Annotated in this window: 19 protein-coding genes; 6 read left to right on the top strand and 13 right to left on the bottom strand. The window is 34.1% G+C overall.

The features are described from left to right. Nucleotides 1-22: 22 nt before the first annotated feature. Both PGH12_RS03455 and PGH12_RS03450 read right to left on the bottom strand, forming a co-directional pair. Nucleotides 23-766, bottom strand: a complete 744-nt coding sequence (locus PGH12_RS03455) for an SDR family oxidoreductase (RefSeq protein ID WP_267599097.1) — start codon at nucleotides 764-766, stop codon at nucleotides 23-25. Between the two features lie 42 nt (nucleotides 767-808). Beyond that, entirely contained in the window at nucleotides 809-1,426 is a 618-nt protein-coding gene (locus PGH12_RS03450; RefSeq protein WP_267599096.1) for a Crp/Fnr family transcriptional regulator, read from the bottom strand. Nucleotides 1,427-1,777: 351 nt separating this feature from the next. Here PGH12_RS03450 and PGH12_RS03445 point away from each other — a divergent pair, with 351 nt between their 5' ends. Further along, a complete protein-coding gene (locus PGH12_RS03445) occupies nucleotides 1,778-2,284 on the top strand; it encodes a pyridoxamine 5'-phosphate oxidase family protein (protein WP_267599095.1) in 507 nt (168 codons plus the stop codon). Between the two features lie 26 nt (nucleotides 2,285-2,310). Continuing rightward, a complete protein-coding gene (locus PGH12_RS03440) occupies nucleotides 2,311-2,664 on the top strand; it encodes a hypothetical protein (protein WP_267599094.1) in 354 nt (117 codons plus the stop codon). A gap of 34 nt (nucleotides 2,665-2,698) precedes the next feature. Here PGH12_RS03440 and PGH12_RS03435 read toward each other — a convergent pair whose 3' ends face one another. From PGH12_RS03435 to PGH12_RS03415, 5 genes are all read right to left on the bottom strand, one after another. Next, complete coding sequence (locus PGH12_RS03435) at nucleotides 2,699-3,292, bottom strand: Crp/Fnr family transcriptional regulator (protein ID WP_267599093.1); 594 nt, start codon at nucleotides 3,290-3,292, stop codon at nucleotides 2,699-2,701. Continuing rightward, a complete protein-coding gene (ytxJ, locus tag PGH12_RS03430) occupies nucleotides 3,289-3,672 on the bottom strand; it encodes a bacillithiol system redox-active protein YtxJ (RefSeq protein ID WP_267599092.1) in 384 nt (127 codons plus the stop codon). The genes PGH12_RS03435 and ytxJ overlap by 4 nt, the downstream gene beginning before the upstream one ends. Further along, nucleotides 3,669-4,130, bottom strand: coding sequence for a DUF1569 domain-containing protein (locus tag PGH12_RS03425; RefSeq protein ID WP_267599091.1), 462 nt, complete (start codon nucleotides 4,128-4,130; stop codon nucleotides 3,669-3,671). Before PGH12_RS03425 ends, ytxJ begins: the two co-directional genes overlap by 4 nt. Continuing rightward, complete coding sequence (locus PGH12_RS03420) at nucleotides 4,124-4,660, bottom strand: YfiT family bacillithiol transferase (RefSeq protein ID WP_267599090.1); 537 nt, start codon at nucleotides 4,658-4,660, stop codon at nucleotides 4,124-4,126. The genes PGH12_RS03425 and PGH12_RS03420 overlap by 7 nt, the downstream gene beginning before the upstream one ends. Before the next feature lie 134 nt (nucleotides 4,661-4,794). Further along, complete coding sequence (locus PGH12_RS03415; protein WP_267599089.1) at nucleotides 4,795-5,937, bottom strand: DEAD/DEAH box helicase; 1,143 nt, start codon at nucleotides 5,935-5,937, stop codon at nucleotides 4,795-4,797. Between the two features lie 190 nt (nucleotides 5,938-6,127). Here PGH12_RS03415 and pncA point away from each other — a divergent pair, with 190 nt between their 5' ends. Next, the gene (gene pncA, locus PGH12_RS03410) at nucleotides 6,128-6,733 is read left to right on the top strand and encodes a bifunctional nicotinamidase/pyrazinamidase (protein ID WP_267599088.1); all 606 of its coding nucleotides are present in this window, start codon (nucleotides 6,128-6,130) and stop codon (nucleotides 6,731-6,733) included. 134 nt (nucleotides 6,734-6,867) lie between these two features. Further along, a complete protein-coding gene (locus PGH12_RS03405; RefSeq protein WP_267599087.1) occupies nucleotides 6,868-8,013 on the top strand; it encodes a TlpA family protein disulfide reductase in 1,146 nt (381 codons plus the stop codon). A 96-nt stretch (nucleotides 8,014-8,109) separates the two neighbouring features. Here the strand turns inward: PGH12_RS03405 and PGH12_RS03400 are convergent, their stop codons facing one another. Then, nucleotides 8,110-9,057, bottom strand: a complete 948-nt coding sequence (locus PGH12_RS03400) for a pseudouridine synthase (RefSeq protein ID WP_267599332.1) — start codon at nucleotides 9,055-9,057, stop codon at nucleotides 8,110-8,112. Between the two features lie 388 nt (nucleotides 9,058-9,445). Between PGH12_RS03400 and aroB the strand changes: the two genes are divergently transcribed. Together aroB and PGH12_RS03390 are read left to right on the top strand one after the other, a co-directional pair. Continuing rightward, nucleotides 9,446-10,492 carry a 3-dehydroquinate synthase gene (gene aroB / locus PGH12_RS03395; protein ID WP_267599086.1) on the top strand — a complete coding sequence of 349 codons (1,047 nt, stop codon included), beginning with the start codon at nucleotides 9,446-9,448 and terminating at the stop codon, nucleotides 10,490-10,492. A gap of 228 nt (nucleotides 10,493-10,720) precedes the next feature. Continuing rightward, nucleotides 10,721-11,371, top strand: coding sequence for a porin family protein (locus PGH12_RS03390; protein ID WP_267599085.1), 651 nt, complete (start codon nucleotides 10,721-10,723; stop codon nucleotides 11,369-11,371). Between the two features lie 86 nt (nucleotides 11,372-11,457). On the opposite strand, the gene purF is transcribed toward PGH12_RS03390, so the two are convergent. The 5 genes from purF to PGH12_RS03365 all read right to left on the bottom strand — a co-directional run bounded on the left by purF (nucleotide 11,458) and on the right by PGH12_RS03365 (nucleotide 17,082). Continuing rightward, entirely contained in the window at nucleotides 11,458-12,957 is a 1,500-nt protein-coding gene (gene purF, locus PGH12_RS03385) for an amidophosphoribosyltransferase (RefSeq protein ID WP_267599083.1), read from the bottom strand. Between the two features lie 102 nt (nucleotides 12,958-13,059). Continuing rightward, nucleotides 13,060-13,779 (bottom strand): phosphoribosylaminoimidazolesuccinocarboxamide synthase, encoded by a 720-nt coding sequence (purC, locus tag PGH12_RS03380; protein WP_267599082.1) that lies wholly within the window; start codon nucleotides 13,777-13,779, stop codon nucleotides 13,060-13,062. 29 nt (nucleotides 13,780-13,808) lie between these two features. Beyond that, complete coding sequence (locus PGH12_RS03375) at nucleotides 13,809-14,504, bottom strand: DUF3307 domain-containing protein (RefSeq protein WP_267599081.1); 696 nt, start codon at nucleotides 14,502-14,504, stop codon at nucleotides 13,809-13,811. A 1-nt stretch (nucleotide 14,505) separates the two neighbouring features. After that, the gene (locus PGH12_RS03370; protein ID WP_267599080.1) at nucleotides 14,506-15,111 is read right to left on the bottom strand and encodes a SatD family protein; all 606 of its coding nucleotides are present in this window, start codon (nucleotides 15,109-15,111) and stop codon (nucleotides 14,506-14,508) included. A 108-nt stretch (nucleotides 15,112-15,219) separates the two neighbouring features. Beyond that, on the bottom strand, nucleotides 15,220-17,082 hold the full coding sequence (locus PGH12_RS03365; RefSeq protein ID WP_267599079.1) for an endonuclease: 1,863 nt from the start codon (nucleotides 17,080-17,082) through the stop codon (nucleotides 15,220-15,222). Nucleotides 17,083-17,225: the final 143 nt, after the last annotated feature.

The following is a 17,225-nucleotide window of genomic DNA, read 5'->3' as shown; positions in this document are numbered from 1 at the left end:
TCCTTCTGTATATACTTTTATATTATCCGTTTACAACAATTCCGCCGTTTGGATGTAGAACCTGACCTGTAATTTGCGCAGCCTGGTCTGAAGCCAAAAAGAGATAACTCGTCGCCACTTCTTCCGGTGTTGCATTGCGCTCAAATGGTGGTCTTGAAGTATCTTCTTTATCTTCTCCAAAAGTTTCCTCGGTAAGAGGCGTCGCTACAGGTCCCGGCGCAACAGCATTTACACGTATACCTTTAGGTTTTGCCTGCAGTGCAAGTGACCGTGTGAAAGATACGATCGCTCCCTTTGTTGCAGAATAATCTAAAAGTTCTTCGTGTCCCTGATATGCGGTTGCTGAAGTAGTATTGATTACTGAACTCCCTTGTTTTAGATGTGGAAAAGCAGCTTTGGTAAGTAAAATCATACCGATGATATTTGAATCGAATGTTTTTCTGATGTTTTTTTCCTCAAGCTCTTCAATACTTTTCGCCGGAAATTGTGTTCCTGCATTATTGATCAAAACATCAAGCTTTCCAAATTCAGCGACTGTTTTTTCTACAGATTCTTTACAAAATTCTGCATCGTTAACGTCTCCCTGTAAAATAATTGATTTTCTCCCCATAGAGATTATCTCGTTCATCACTTTTGCAGCACCTTCTTCATCACTGTGATAAACAATTGCTACATCGGCTCCTTCTTTCGCAAAAAGCAATGCTACGCTTTTTCCAATTCCGCTGTCTGCTCCTGTGATGAGCACTGATTTTTTTTCTAACTGCATCGTTTCTAGTTTTAATTAATATATTGATTTGGTTTATTTACTTTAATAAAATATTTTTCTGTTATCAATTTTCACTGTATTCTCTTTCTCCATTTTTTTTACCGTCCTTATTACTGTTTCTACACGCAAACCGGTAAGATTCGCAATCTGTTGTCTCGTAAGTTGTACCTGAAATGATTGGGGATTATCATCGCTATGAAAACTTTTCAAATAGTCTAGAAGTCCGGTAAGTCTTATCATCGGGTCATTAGATGCAAGGCTCTGCATCATAATGAACTGATAATGCATACGCTGCGACATACAGGAGTTGATTTGTACAGAGACTTCAGGATGTTTTTCCAGAAGATTTAAAAAGTTTGGCTTAGAAAGTCTCAAAATTCTGCAGTCGGTAATTGCTTCTGCGTTGATAGGATACCTTTTATCAATAAAAAGCATTGAGTCGCCAAAACTCTGACCTTCGCCCAAAATATTGTGAATAAATTCCCGACCTTCTTTATCGTGGTTGTTTTCCTTCACTTTTCCCTCAACAATCTGATAGTAAAATACCGGTACGTCACCCTGTTCAAATATTCTCTCCCCTTCTTTGTGGGTCTTGATCTCTCCACCGAAAGATTTAAGTAAATTTTCATCTAACTTGGTACAGCTAATAGTTTTCATCATTAGTTTTATTGGTTTTTAGTTTACCACACATAAATTTACAGTATAGCAAGAGTATTGCCATCAACTGTTGCATATTCAATTTACTTGATGCTCAAAAAATAATATTACTAATTTAATCATATTTTTGCTTATGATTACAATCATAATCCCTTTGTTTACTAGATAATTGCATATTGTGTTTAAGAATTTATAAATAAAAAGTCAATAATGAAATATTTTTACATAAATTTCGAAAATTTATCATTTTTGGTTAGATTTTTGAAGTTGAAAATTAAGAATCTTCATGGTTCTTATTACAAGAGAAATTACAGCTTCTCTTTTTTTATTCAATCACACTTAAATATTAATATTATGTCAACAGAAAATCTTACAAGCGCAGAAGCAATTAAAAAAATCAAAGAACTTTCAGAAAAAGCAAAATTCTGTATGTTTGCTACAGATCTTGAAACTCTTCCCATCACATCAAGACCAATGGGTCTTCAGGAGACCGATGAATCAGGGAATCTTTGGTTTATAAGCAGCGATGCCAGTAATAAAAATTTTGAAATTAAAGAAGATAAAAGAGTTCAGTTATTTTTCATGAACAACAGCGATTCAGAATATTTATCTGTATATGGTGATGCGACAATTTATAAAGACAAATCTACTATAGAAGAAAAATGGTCTGCTATGGCCAATGCTTGGTTTGATGGGAAAGACGATCCGAACGTTTCTATTATTCGAGTAGAGCCTAAGCAAAGCTACTATTGGGATACGAAGGCTGGAAAACTCGTTAGCATGCTTAGTTTTGTTGCAGCAGCGGTTACCGGAAGCAAAACTGATAATTCAGACGGAGTCGAGGGCAACGCAACAGTATAGCAAAAACCTGAAAAACCTGATTAATCATGATTTTTGAAGATAAACCGCATACAATTGTGCATGAGACGAGCAGTATGCCTCACGAAAGCATAAAACTTCTTACAAATATTGTCACTTTCAATGGCGATAAATCATTTATTTTGAGTTCATTACATAGAATTAAAAGCAGTACCTTGTGTAAAATCAAGAGAAAAATGATTAAAAAATTTATTAAGGAGTACGCAACCACTCATTATGAAGGCTATGTTGAAAATGATCACAGTAATTTACATTCTGAAGGTTACCAATTGACGCCTGCGTATGCGAAACAATCTTACCAAAAAGTTTTGAAAGAGCAGGAATATCTAAACAGACTTATTACAACACTGAATATTGATTAATATTCGGTGTTGTTTTTTTCTGATCTAAAAAGAATTATTTATCGGTAATAAAATTCTTCCTTGCCAACTCTTTTCTTACACGACTCAGGCTCTCCGGTGTAATTCCTAAATAGGATGCGACCATCCATTGAGGAACTCTAAGTAATAAATCCGGATACATTTTTATAAACTTCAGGTATCTTTCTTCTGCGGTTTCACCTAATAAAGAGTTGATTCTGTCTTGCAGGCTTTTTACATGTTTCTGAAGAACCAGATCATTTTTTTCGATGCTGTTTGGAAATTCCCCTAAGAGTTTATTAAAAAAATCACGCGGAAGTACAGAAACTTCAGATTCTTCTACAGCTTCAATAAAATAATTTGATTTTTCATTAAAATACAAACTGCTTCGGTCGCCAATCAGCCAGTTTTCCGGAGCAAACTGTATGATGTGTTCTTTACCGTTTTTATCGATAGAAAACATTCTCAACAGCCCTTTTTCCACAAAATAAGTATTCCTGCACACCTCGCCTTGATGAAGAAGAAATTCTCCTTTCGCAAACTTTTTTATTTCGTAGTGAATGCTGCAAAGGCTCAATCTCTCTGCGGGAACTTCGAATACTTTCGCCAAATATGATGTCATATTGCTCATAACGAAACCTGATTTAGCGTAATATCCTGATGAGAAGCATTGTTGATCGCCTTACCATTTTCGATCACGATAAGTTGTGGACTTTCATGTCTGATAGAAAAATCTTCAGCAATTTTGTTCGAAAGATTTCTGTGAGCCAAGAGATCAAGGTAATAAAACTTTGCTTTATCGCCTTCCGCTGCTTCGATTTCTTTCTCGAAATTTCTTAAAACAGTTTTGCTGATAAAGCAACTTGTGGAATGTTTAAAAATAGCAATTCTCTGTTCGTAAGATTTTTCTATTGCCTGCGATAGATCCTGTTCAGATTCTATTGGGTTCCAAAAAGATTTTTCCTGACTTTCTTCTTGTTTTCCGCCAAATATTTTATCAAAAAAACTCATACATTAAATTGTTTTAGGTGATGATGGAGATGTTTATATTCTAAAAAACCCCAATCTTTTAATTTCATTGCTCCGAAAAGCTCATGATTTTCCGCTAAATCTCCTTTCTTAAACGCTTCCCAATACTCGTTCAGCGTATTTAACAAACGAAACTTCATTTCATTAAAATCGCAATCAAAATTAACGATTACTTTTTGAAAAGTAGGCATATTGTGCGGAATTCCGTTATTGAAAATCTGAATTTCTATTTTAGTTGAAATACCAATCAATTTAAAAAACAAAGGTACTTTCGGAAGTTCGATCTTTTTTAAAGCTATTTGTAAAATCAAATCGCAGTGACAAAGCATTTGCGCAGCATTCATCTTTCCCCAATTAGCTTGAGCATTGACCGTAAGATGAGAAATTCTCTCAATTATTTCATCGAAATCTTCTCTACTGTGAAGACTTTTCTTTACCAACCTTTTTCTTTTTTGAGATTTTCGATATGCGCAAAATGATGATTGCAATGCCATGAATAAAGCGCCAGATAATATCTCAGATTATAGTCAGTCTCTTTTTCCGGATGTCTGAATGTTCTTTCAAACTGTCTGTTGGTGAGTGTTTTTAGTAAGAAATACCATCTTTGGTGAATTCCCTTGAGCATTCGCATGGCAGGTTTTATAGAAATACTGATGCTATCCTGAAGTTCTGCCCATTTTGCTTCTTCGTAAGGCTTTATGGTCGGATTATCTTCGGTTAAGGCTAGTTTAAATCGGATAAAACTGTTGGCGTGGCTGTCTGCAAGATGATTGACAAGTTGTCTCACCGTCCAGCCTCCGTCTCTGTATGGCGTGTCAAGCTGCTCATCGGATAAATCTTCTATCAGCTTTTTTAGCTTTTCGGGGAAGTTCCGGATAATTTTGATATGACTTTCCAATTCAATATCGCAGCCCGTATTGCCTTCCTGAAAATCACCAATCGGGAATTTTTTATTATCAATATCATTCATTTTACTTAATCGTACTAATATTAGCCATTTATCGCAAGCATAAGATGTTTGCCGCGTAAATTTATCAAAAATTTATAGAAATTCAAGCATTAAAAAAGCTTCAAAATTAACTTGAAGCTTTGTGATTTTTTTTATTAATAACCATGAAGATCGATCCCTTCGGTTCTTTGTAGAGTGATTTTCTTCCCCATTTTCTTTTGAATCACTCGGAAATGTTGAAGTTCATCATCGGTCAGAATATTAATAGCTGTTCCCTTTTCACCTGCTCTACCCGTTCTGCCGATTCTGTGGATGTAATCTAAAGGCGATCTCGGCAATTCATAATTAATTACACAAGGTAAGGATTCAATGTGAATACCGCGACCGATCAAATCTGTAGCAATCAAAATCTGTGCTCCGTTTACTTTAAACTCTTCCAAATTATTCCTTCTAGCTCCCTGCGATTTCTGACTGTGAATTGCAACGGCTTTTATTTTATTTTTTTTAAGTTTTTCGACTAAATTATCTGCAGATTTTGTGGACGAAACAAAAATTAAAGCTTTTTCAACTTTCTTTTCTTTAATTAAATAACGCAAAAACGGACCTTTGTTTTCCGGCGAAACGTGATACGCCAACTGCTCAATATCGTCAACTTCAATTTCTTCTTTTTTAATTTCAATCAATGTGGGATTCATTGAAAGGCGTTTTTTCATTTCGGAAACTTTCTCGTCTAATGTCGCAGAAAACATTGTTGTTTGTTTCATTACAGGCATCATACCAAAAAGTTTATTCATCTCGTCACCAAAACCTAACTGAAACATCTTGTCTGCTTCATCGATCACCAAATGTTGAATCCCTGAGATGCTCAGCGCATTATGATCAATGAGATCCAATAATCTGCCGGGAGTTGCAATAAGGACTTCTACGCCAAACATTCCTTTCATTTGCGGATTAATAGAAACACCACCGTAAACTGCCATCGTACGGACTTCTCGCTTAAGACTTTCTGTAAAAGCTCTGAAAACTTCATCAATCTGAATCGCCAGTTCGCGGGTAGGAACCAATATTAAAACCTGAACATTACGGTCTTTTTTAACTTCTGCATTTTGAAGTTTCTCTAAAATCGGCATTACGAAACACGCTGTTTTTCCGGAACCAGTCTGCGCAATTCCCATCAGATCTTTTCCCTGTAAAATGACAGGTATAGCCTGCTCCTGAATCGGAAATGGTTTTAAATATCCTAATTTTTTGACAGACCGAATAATATTGCTTGATAAACCTAAAGATTCAAATGACATAAAAATACTTATTTGCCGCAAAGATAAGCTATTGGAATTTGGTTATTCTACAACCGAAAATTTACTTATTTTGTAATCCAATAAACTGAGAAATAATAATATCGAATGCCGTTTTGTCCGAATATTAAAATTTGGACAATTTTTTGAGCTCTAGATTTAAATAAATTTAAAATAAATCAACATACTATATATGAAAAAAGCATTAATCATAGTCGATGTACAAAACGATTTTTGTGAGGGTGGCGCATTGGCTGTTCCGGAAGCTAACGAAATAATTCCTTACATCAATTCTTTGATGGAAGAAAATGAATATGACCAGATTGTGCTTACGCAAGACTGGCATCCTGCAAATCATAAAAGTTTTGCCAGTAATAATGGTAAAAAAGTAGGTGAAAGTATTATTCTGAATGGAGTTCCGCAGTTTATGTGGCCAGATCATTGTATCGAAGGCACTTTCGGAGCAGAATTTCATCAGGATCTGAACCGGGAAAAAGTGACGCATATTGTTCAAAAAGGAAAAAATCCCGAGATCGACAGCTATAGCGGCTTTCAGGATAACAATCATTTTATGAAAACAGGTCTTGATGATTTTTTAAAGTATCATGACATTCAACTGGTAGAAATTGTAGGTTTGGCGATGGATTATTGTGTGAAATTTACAGCAACAGACGCAGTTGCCAACGGATATATCACTTGTCTTCACTTTAACGGAACAAAAGCTGTAAACGTAAAACCCGACAATGCGAAAGATGCCATTTTTGAAATGATTCAGAAAGGCGTAACGGTTTTGGGGTGAGACTTTTATGAAATGATCAATGATAAAGTTTTGAATCTTACTAGGTTCAAAACTTTTTTTGTGAAAAAATTATCGTATGATTTTAATTTTTAAACATAAACTTTTTAAATTTGGAATAATTAAATCTTATGTTTGTGAAAAAGTTTTTATTATCTGTTTTATTTCTTTTCAATTTGTGCTGCTTTGGGCAAAATATTAAGGTTTCCGCAAAGAGTTTCAGACCATTTAAATATAAGGTTTTAGTAGCAAATGCCTTTGATGAAAAATATTATAACGGTAATCAGATCGTTGATTCTGCAGCTGTAGTAAATGATCGATTTGAGATTGTATTTCCCAATCGCAATTCAGATATTCCTTATCCTTACAGATTTTCAGACAGAATTACGACATCGTCTTTTTATCAGAGTAGTATTTTTTTCGTCAATCCCAAAACCAAAAACATAATTTTAGGGAAAGAAAATCAGCCTCAAAATTTTGACGTTTTTACAGATGAAAATTTAACTAATAATGAAGTTTTAAAATTTGAAAAATATTTTGAAAATTTTAATCTGGAAAAAGAAAAATTTCAAAAGGCAGCGCAAGAAGAATATGAAAGGCTGGAAAAAAATGGCGGAGTTTCTCAGGAGTTTTGGGATAATTATCAAACCTCAGAAAAAAAGCTGAGTGTAAAAGAGGATTCAATTCTATTAAATTTTGTAAAAACTAATCCAAATTCATTTGTAGCTCTATGGAAATTAGTAGAAAAATTCGACAGAAATGCATATTCGGAAATCTATGACGAAACATTTAATCTTCTGTCATCAGAAATGAAATCAAAACAAACAGCTGAAACTTTAAGATTAGCAATCAGGCAGGCTAGTATATTTCAGATAGGCAAAAAATTTCCCAGTCCCCAAATAAAAAATTTAAATAGTCTAAAAAATGAATTTAAGATTCCAAAAGCTAAATATATTTTGATTGACTTCTGGTTTAGTCATTGCAAACCATGTCTAGATCAAATGCCTAATTATGTTGAAATTTACTCTAAATACCAGCCGAAAGGTTTTGAAATAGTTGGCATTGCAACAGATAAAAGTAAGTTTAAAAAAAATCTAGAAAGCACAATTGAGAAATTCAAAATTCCCTGGAACAATTATTGGGATGAAAATGGGAAACAATCTTCGGAATGGACGATCACCTCTTTTCCTACAAATTATTTGCTAGATGAAAAAGGTAACATTATAGCTAAAAATATTTCAGAAATGGAACTGTCAAATCTGTTGAATGAAAAATTTAAGTAAATAATCAGAACAAAAAAAGACGCAGAATTTATTTCTGCGTCTTTTTACTTTATTTCAAATTATGAATTAGAACTTATAAATCATAATTAATAACATTTAAAGCATTTTCAAATTATTCACTTCCAAATCTGTCAAGATTCTCCAGTGTCCTCTCTTGATGTTTTTCTTGGTCATTCCTGCAAACATTACTCTGTCTAGAGCTTCAACTTCATATCCTAATCTCTGGAAAATTCTTCTGATTACGCGATTCCAACCGATATGAATTTCCATTCCGATCTCGTTTCTCGGTTTTCCTTCGATAAATGAAATCTGATCAACCATCGCAACACCTTCTTCCAGACGAATCCCTTCTACGATCAGCTTCATATCTTCGTTGGTAAGTTTTTTATCCAAAGTTACGTGATAGATCTTTTTAGCATCAAAAGACGGGTGAGTCAGCTTTTTGGTCATATGTCCGTCATTTGTTAAAAGAATAACTCCCGTTGTAGAACGGTCTAATCTCCCCACAGGGAACAGACGATATGGTGATGCATTCGCAACCAGATCCATCACTGTTTTTCTTGCCTTGTCATCTTTTGTTGTAGAAATGTATCCTTTAGGTTTATTTAAAAGAACATAAACAGGCTTTTCTGGTGTAATGCCTTGTCCGTCGAATACAACTTTATCAGTTTTCTCAACCTGATAGCCCATCTCTGTGACTACTTTTCCGTTCACTTCTACCAATCCCTGAACAATCAGATCATCTGCCTCTCTTCTGCTGCAGATTCCTGAGTTGGCGATGTATTTGTTAAGACGAATCGTGTCTTTATGTACATCTTTTTCTACTTTTTTGAATCTTCTTTTCTGTACAAAAGATCTGGCTCTGTCGTCATCGCGGTCTGTTTCACTTCCTGGTCTTCTTCCGTATTTCAGACTGCCTCTTTCGTATTTATCTCTTGTGTCAGAACTTCTTACGCCTCCTCTCTTAGCTCCGAAAGATTTTTTTTCTTCACTTTTGTTGGATACAAATGGTTCTGTTTCAGATTTTGAGTATTTTTTATTCATTCGACTCTGATAGCTTGTATCAGATCTATTAGAATCACTTTTTGTAAAAGATGCTGAGCTGTCTGCATCTCTCTCGTTTCTGCTGAAAGGCTTTTTCTCAAATTTTGATGAGCCGTTTTCATTTCTATCTTTGGGTTCAAAACTTTTTCCGCCAGTTTTAGAAAATGGTTTTTTAAAAGATTTTGATTCTGAAGAATTTCCAGATTTAGGAGCGCGCGGACCGTCCGAATTTCTTGTTGAAGATCTAGGTTTCTTAGGTCTTCCTGAACTATTATTGTCTCTGCTCATTCTAAATATTTTTGCAAAGATAGTAATTTAGTTACGAGTTAGAAATTAAGAATCATAACTTTGCGCAATTGTTCCTTATTTAATAGATTAAAAATATAAAATGATCACTATATTAGACCGCAATTTTTCTCAACTCAACGATTTTCTGACTGAAAACAGCTTTAGTAAAATTTTTATTCTTGTGGATGAGAACACTCACGAATATTGTCTTCCGGTTCTTCTTGGAAATTTGGAAACTGATGTGAGCTTCGAGATCCTGGAAATAGAGCCTGGAGAAGACATGAAAAATATACAGACCGTCAACCAGCTTTGGGAAATTCTTACAGAGATGAAGGCAGATAGGAAAGCGCTGATAATCAATCTTGGAGGCGGCGTTATCACAGATATGGGCGGCTTTGTAGCGTCTACCTATAAAAGAGGAATTCAATTTATCAACGTTCCTACTACTCTATTATCGATGTGTGATGCATCAATTGGGGGCAAAACAGGGATTGATTTGCTGCATTACAAAAATATGGTGGGAACATTCAGTTTTCCGGAGCAGATTTTTGTTTTCCCTCAGTTTCTGGAAACTCTCCCTTATAAAGAATTAGTGAGTGGTTTTGCAGAAATGCTGAAACATGGATTAATTGCTGATAAAACACATTGGGATAATTTAATTCAGATTCAAAAATTAGATGTGCCGGGAATTATTCCGCTTATTGAAACCTCGATGAATATCAAGCAAGACGTGGTGGAAAAAGATTTTCACGAAAAAAACATCAGAAAAACATTAAATTTTGGCCATACCATCGGTCATGCCATTGAAAGCCTTTGTTTAGAAAAAGAAAGCCCGATTTTGCATGGTGAAGCTGTAGCTTTAGGAATGATCTGCGAAACAAATCTTTCTCAGCTGGAAGGTTTAATTTCTAAAGAAGATGCTGATGTAATTATAGAAAATATTCACAAATATTATTCTTTTATCGATCTGAGTGATTTTAAAGAAGAAGATATTTTTAATCTTTTGTTGAATGACAAAAAGAATGTTCAGAGCAAAATCAATTTTTCACTGCTGACTGACATCGGCTTTTGTACATTCGATTATGAATGTTCCACAGAAAATATTCTCAAATCTCTCAATTTTTACAAGACATTAAGTGGTTTTTAATATAAATTATGTCATTTACTATTTGTAGCATATTATTTTCAAGCGATTTTTATTATACTGTTTATCAGGTGTTTAAAATTTAATTGTTGAATTAATGATATCTATCATATCCTTGTGATGGCCTAAAAATTGATTTTGGCAAACAATTTGAAAGATACCACTCGTCAAAATGAAAATTGACAGTAAAATTTAAAATTAGGAAATAGTAAATATTAAAAATTTAAAGTTATGAAAAAGTTAATTTTAGGACTAGCAATTACAGCAGGTTCATTAGCATTCGCTCAGACTACAACTACAACCACTACTACAAGATCAATGTCTTCAGATGTAAGATTTGGTATTAAAGCAGGGATGAACGTTTCTTCATTATCAGATGATGGTTCGTTAGCAGATCAAGGATCAAAAATTGGTTTTAATGCAGGTTTATTTGCAAATATTCCAATTGCTGAATCATTCAGTATTCAACCGGAAGTATTGTACACACAATATGGTGACAAATATGACGAGGTTGTATTAGGTAACAGATATTCTTACGCTAATCACTTTGATTATATTGCAGTACCAGTTATGTTCCAATATAACTTCATTCCGAATTTATATGTTGAAGCAGGTCCGGAATTTGGTTTCATGGTAAGTGCTAAAAACAAAGCTAAAAACGAAACTAATAACGACGTAATCGCTGAATCTGGAAATTATAAAGACAACTTCAATACTTTTAACGTAGGTATTGGTCTTGGTGCAGGTTATTATTTTACAGATAATATTGGTTTAACTGCAAGATATGTTGCTGGTGTAACTGATATTGCTAAAGACAGACCAGCTGGTAGAGATGCAGTTAGAAATAACGTATTCCAAGTTGGTTTAGCTTATAAATTCTAAGAATTTAAACAAATTTTATTTCAATAAAAAATGTCAGACTTAATTTCTAAGTCTGACATTTTTATTATTAATTATTCGAGATCTATTTAACTGAATAATTCTATTTCTTCTCCTTTTGCAACAGGATATTCTTCAGTAAAACATCCGAAGCAATGGTTGGCAGAACCTAAAATTACTTTTAGATTTTCTGTACTTAAAAACTCAAGAGAATCTACTCCCAAATAATCTCGCAACTGCTCAGTTGACATATTGGCAGAAATTAAATCGTCTTTAGATGGCGTATCAATTCCTAAATAGCAAGGTGCAATAATTGGCGGAGACACACTTCGGAAATGAATTTCTTTTACTCCTGCTTCTTTTAAAATTTTTACCAATCTTTTTGAAGTCGTACCACGAACGATAGAATCGTCGATAATAACCACTCTTTTGCCTTTAATTTCTGAAATAATTGGATTCAATTTTAAATTGACTACCCTCTCTCTCATTTCCTGAGTCGGTACAATGAAACTTCTTCCGATGTATCTGTTTTTAATCAAAACCGGACGGAAAGGTATTCCCGACGCTTTAGAAAAACCAATCGCCGCAGGAACTCCGGAATCCGGCACTCCAATTACAATATCAGCTTCAACAGGAGCCTGTTCCCAGATTTTTTCTCCCGATTTTTCCCTGATTTCATAAACGTTGATATTTTCTAAAGTTGAATCTGGTCTTGCAAAATAAATATATTCAAACGAACAGATTCTTTGCTTGCCTTTTTCCTCATTCACCATGTAAGAATTTAGTTTCCCGGGTTCATTTTCATTGGTGTAAATGATTTCTCCAGGTAAAATATCTCTTACATATTGAGCTCCCACAGCATCTAAAGCCACAGATTCTGAGGCTACTACATATGTTTTCTCATCAACTGCTCCCAATACCAAAGGTCTGATTCCGTTGAAATCTCTGAATGCAAAGAATTTGTTTCTCGTCATTCCGACAACAGAATATGCGCCTTCAATCTTCTCCATGGTGGCTTTAATGGCTCCACGTAATCCTAGATCAAGATTTTTTTGAATCAATCTTAAAATAACCTCAGAATCCGAAGTAGCTCTGAAAACTACGCCTTCAGCTTCCAGTTCTGCTTTTAATTCTTTTGCGTTGGTAAGATTACCATTGTGCGCAATAGAAAGTATAATCTGGTCGTATTCGTTTTTGGCGAAAAATGGCTGAAAATTATATTTCTTTTTATCTCCTGCAGTCGTATAGCGGGTGTGCCCGATTGCAGAATTTCCCATAAAAGTCTCAGGATCCTGAATCTCTTTATAAACATCCAAAACCAAACCCTCATCTTTCATGTTGGTAATTTTTCCGTCTTTAAGAACAGAAATACCGCAAGCTTCCTGGCCTCTGTGCTGTAATGCAAAAAGACCGAACTGTGAAAGTGAAAACGTATCAAGATCATTATCAGAATACATTCCGAAGATACCGCACTCCTCATTTGGAGCATCAAGCCTTTCTTCTTCCTGCGTTCTGAAGAGATTTCTTCCGTAGGTTTGAGTTTCAAATTGTTTTAAATATTCACTTTTATGAATGTCTAAACTTTTCATTTCTATTTTTTCTAATCTAGATTTATTTTGATAGATATTCAATTAGATGAAAAATTAAATATTATGTTAAATAAAAACTTAACATCTAATTTTATCTAAATCTTATTTGCCTAAAGCTACTTTCAATCTATTATAGATTTCAACATAAGCTTCAGTAACTTCTCCTAAGTCTCTTCTGAATCTGTCTTTATCCAGTTTTTTCATAGTATCCTTGTCCCAAAGTCTGCAGGTATCAGGAGAAATTTCGTCTGCTAAGATGATTTCACCAGCTGAAGTTTTTCCTAATTCGATTTTGAAATCAACTAAAATAATATTCATTTTATCAAAAAGATCAATCAGAATTTCGTTGATTTTTCCTGTCAACGCGTACATTTCGTTAAGTTCTTCATACGTTGCAGCTCCTAAAAAAACTGCGTGGTGATCGTTGATAAGCGGATCTCCCAATTCGTCTTTCTTGTAGCAGATATCGAAGATTGTAACCGGAGATTTTATACCTTCCTCAACTCCTAATCTTTGAGCCATACTTCCTGCAGAGTAGTTTCTCACCACCATTTCTAAAGGGATGATGGATACTTTCGTTACCAATTGCTCTCTCTCGTCTAATTGTTTGATGAAATGAGTCTTGATTCCTTTTTCATTTAAATATTCAAAAATAAGAGTTGTGATGGCATTGTTCATTTCACCTTTCAAATCGACAGATCCTCTTTTTTGAGCATTAAATGCTGTAGCATCGTCTTTGAAACGTACTACAACCTGATCAGGATTATCGGTCGCAAATACTTGTTTTGCCTTACCTTCGTACAACATTTCTTTCTTTTCCATTTTCTAAAATTTCTTTTTAGTTAGATTTATTATTTTATTAAAATTCCTGTTAAAACAGCCATTCCAAAACTGAGAAGTGTACCAATCAACACATACTCCGTCAGTTTTCTTTGTTTTGCCTGTGCCAGATCGCTGAATCTGAAAACAGATTTTGCAGCAACCATAAAACCTACGCCTTCCCAATGATTCACCAAGATAAAGGTGAAAACCAGTAAACGTTCTAAAATTCCTATATATTTCCCGGCACTCGTGAGAGAATCGGTTTGTAATTCTGCTTGTGTTTGCGGAACGGGCGTCCACGATGATAATAGCAATTTAATGAAAATTGATGCGGGCGAAGTTAAAAACAAAGCTCCCATTGCTATTTTCAGTAAATTCTGATTCTTTAAAAACTCAAAATTATATTCATTGAAATACAGTGAAACTCCGGCAATGACTGCTATATGAAGTGCCTGATCAAAGAAAAACCATCTTTTTTTTGTTTTGATATTCTGAAAACTGAGTTTGGAAGCATCAATAATTAAATGAGTAATCCCAACCAAAACAGCAACCCACCAAAGTTCCAAATTCCAAAGAAATGTAAAACTTAAAACAGTATGAATCAAAACATGAAGATACAGATATTTGCTCTTCAGTTTTTTATTTTCTTTATCTGAAACCCAAGAGTTTGGCTGAAGAATAAAATCTCCGAGTAAATGTGCCAATATGAGTTGTATAAAGATCATGCTACAATTCTGATATTTTTTTTCTGAAGTATAGATTTGTTTCTACGATAAGATCATAGTTTGCGCGTTTTAGCCGCTGACTTACAGATGATTGTGAAATAGCAAATCTTTTAGCTAAATCTTCCTGCGTAATATCTTTATTGAGAATCATTTCGTGAATAATCTCGGAAGTCGCCATCGTCCAGTTATCAAAGTCTTTGGAAGACCATTTCAGGAGAATATTCAGATCTCTGTCCAGAGAATCGTTAGATGTTTTGATAGCTACCGTATGACCGTCATTCTTAATATCATCTAGTAATCTTCCGGAGTTTACATATGCGGTTCCGTTGGATTCTGTGATTTTTTCAGATAGAAAATTTTCTTCACCAATGCCTATGGCAATTCTGACATCTAAATTTTCCTGACTTTTTATAAGAGATTTTATGGCTAAGAAACGCAAGAAAACCTCATCTATATTGCACTTTAACTGGAATTCGTCACCTCTGTAAATTTCCCATGTCTGTGGTGTGCTTCCCCAGCTTTCAAGAAGATTTTTGAGTCTGGTAATCCAAACTTCTGTGTCTGTCTGTTGCGAATTTATAATATCACCGGTGATTACCGCTATCATTTTGCAAATATAAGCATAAATACTTATATATAAAAGATATAAGCAGATACACTTATAGAAATTACATATTAGTGAATCTGCTTATATCAATTTTTACAATAAATTGTATTAATTCTTGATAAATTGGTAAATTTTGTTGTCTAATTTTAAAAGATAATTTCCTTTTATTAGTTGCTGAACAGGGATATTGTTTTTATTTTTAAATGGATTTTTCTCGGAATAGATCAATTTACCAGATAAATCAATAATTGAAGCTGTTTCAATATTTTTTACATCTCCTTTCACAAAGATTTCCTCGTTGGCAGGATTTGGATAAATTTTCAGTTCTTTATCAGCTAAAATATGATCTGAAATCGATAATGTCCCAAGATTCTGACAGTAATCGGCTGTGTAAGAATCCCATTCTGAAATATTAAAAGTTGTAACAGGTTGATTGATAATGGTTTTTCTATACAGTGAAACATTTGATAATATTGAACTGTTTGATTGTGAACTCACTCCTATCGCATCTACGCTAGAATTTTTATATCTCAATTCTAAATAATTGCTTCCCGTAAAAGTCATCTGTGGAGCCGCCGTTACCAATTTTGCCTGATCAATTGTGTAACACAAAAAATTGGCATTCGGATTTAAAATAACGAATGCCTCATTATTCTGAACGGTTCCTTCCAGTTCATAAGGATCTACAAAATAGTAATTTGTTCCGCTGTAAAACTGAATTGAAAGTCTATAATCACTTAAATTTACAGCATGTCCGGTCTTATTGATAATTTCCAAAGCTTTATTGTTTGCCGTTCCTTCAAGATATTTTGAAATAATTAAATCTTTAGCATAAATATCTGTAGACAAGGTCGTTGTGGACGCAATATTACTGTCTGAAGAAAGTAAATATCCGTTATCATAAGCTTTTACAGTAAATTGGTAAGCTGTAGATGGCGTTAAATGATCTATAGTAATTGATGTTTGCTTGGTAGATGAAATTAAAGTACCGTTTCGATAGATTTTATATCCAATAACATCAATACTTGAACTTGGCGACCAACTTAAAGTGGCGAAATATGCACTGTTCTGAGTTACCGTTAAGTTCATCGCAGTCTGAGGTGCAATATTATCAGAAGTTTGTCCCCAGATTGCATTGACCCATGATGGATTATCTATAAAAGGATTTCTATTTTTCTGTAAATTGTAGACTGCATTATTTCTGTCAATTTCTTTCTGCGAAACAGGATCCTGATTGTGCCATTGAAGCAACATCGTAAGATAAGCCGGATCAAAAGATCTTTCTTCGGTTCCATCTAAAGGATTGGTGTCAGAAGCAGGATTTGTATTATTGTTAAAATTAAAAGTTCCCAGTTTGCCCTCATATCTTACTGCAAAATACAAAAGACTTCTCGCAACATCACCTTTAAATTCATTAATAGGTTCATAAACGCGACCTGTATAAGACGATCCGGGAATATTGCTGTTTCCTATTTTTGATGTATTTGTAAAAGTGTAAAAAGTGGCAGTTCCGGCAATTCCGTAAGGGTAATTACTCCTCAGCTGATTAATTCTTGCATCGGTAGGAACCACAAAAAACAAATCGGAATACATAGGATAATTACTGTAAAATGTACTTTGTGGCATCATATGCTCTCTGTTCCATCCTTGTCCTTCTGCCGACGCGCCACCTATAATATTAGCTGTTGTATACTCATAAGAATCTACGCCGGTCGGGATTTCAGAATACATATCAAGTAAAAAAGTGGTATTTGTTACACCGTGATCATAGTATTGATCTAAATCGGTTTGATTGTAATAATTGGTGAGATCACCGTAATGCCAGTTGATATTTTTAGCAGAAATAATATCATGTATTTTTGATTTCAGAGCATAACCCGAGAGACCGGAAGTTCCGTCATAATATCCGGAAGGAATCTGAGCAAAAATAAAGCTTGAAACAAATAAAGCAGGAAGTATAAATTTTCTCATTCTTTAGAAATTGATTGGCTAAATTATGAAATTAATACAGTCTTCATTTAATTTATACATGAATGTATTGTTAATTTTGAATACTTAAAAATGTGAAAAATAAAACATTAGAATCAATTTTTTATACCCAAATAAATTTTTTT

Origin of the sequence: Chryseobacterium sp. CY350 (assembly GCF_027945075.1) — a bacterium.
Taxonomy (GTDB): domain Bacteria; phylum Bacteroidota; class Bacteroidia; order Flavobacteriales; family Weeksellaceae; genus Chryseobacterium.
Note: the sequence above shows the minus strand (reverse complement) of the source record. Positions and strands in the feature narration are given on the sequence as shown.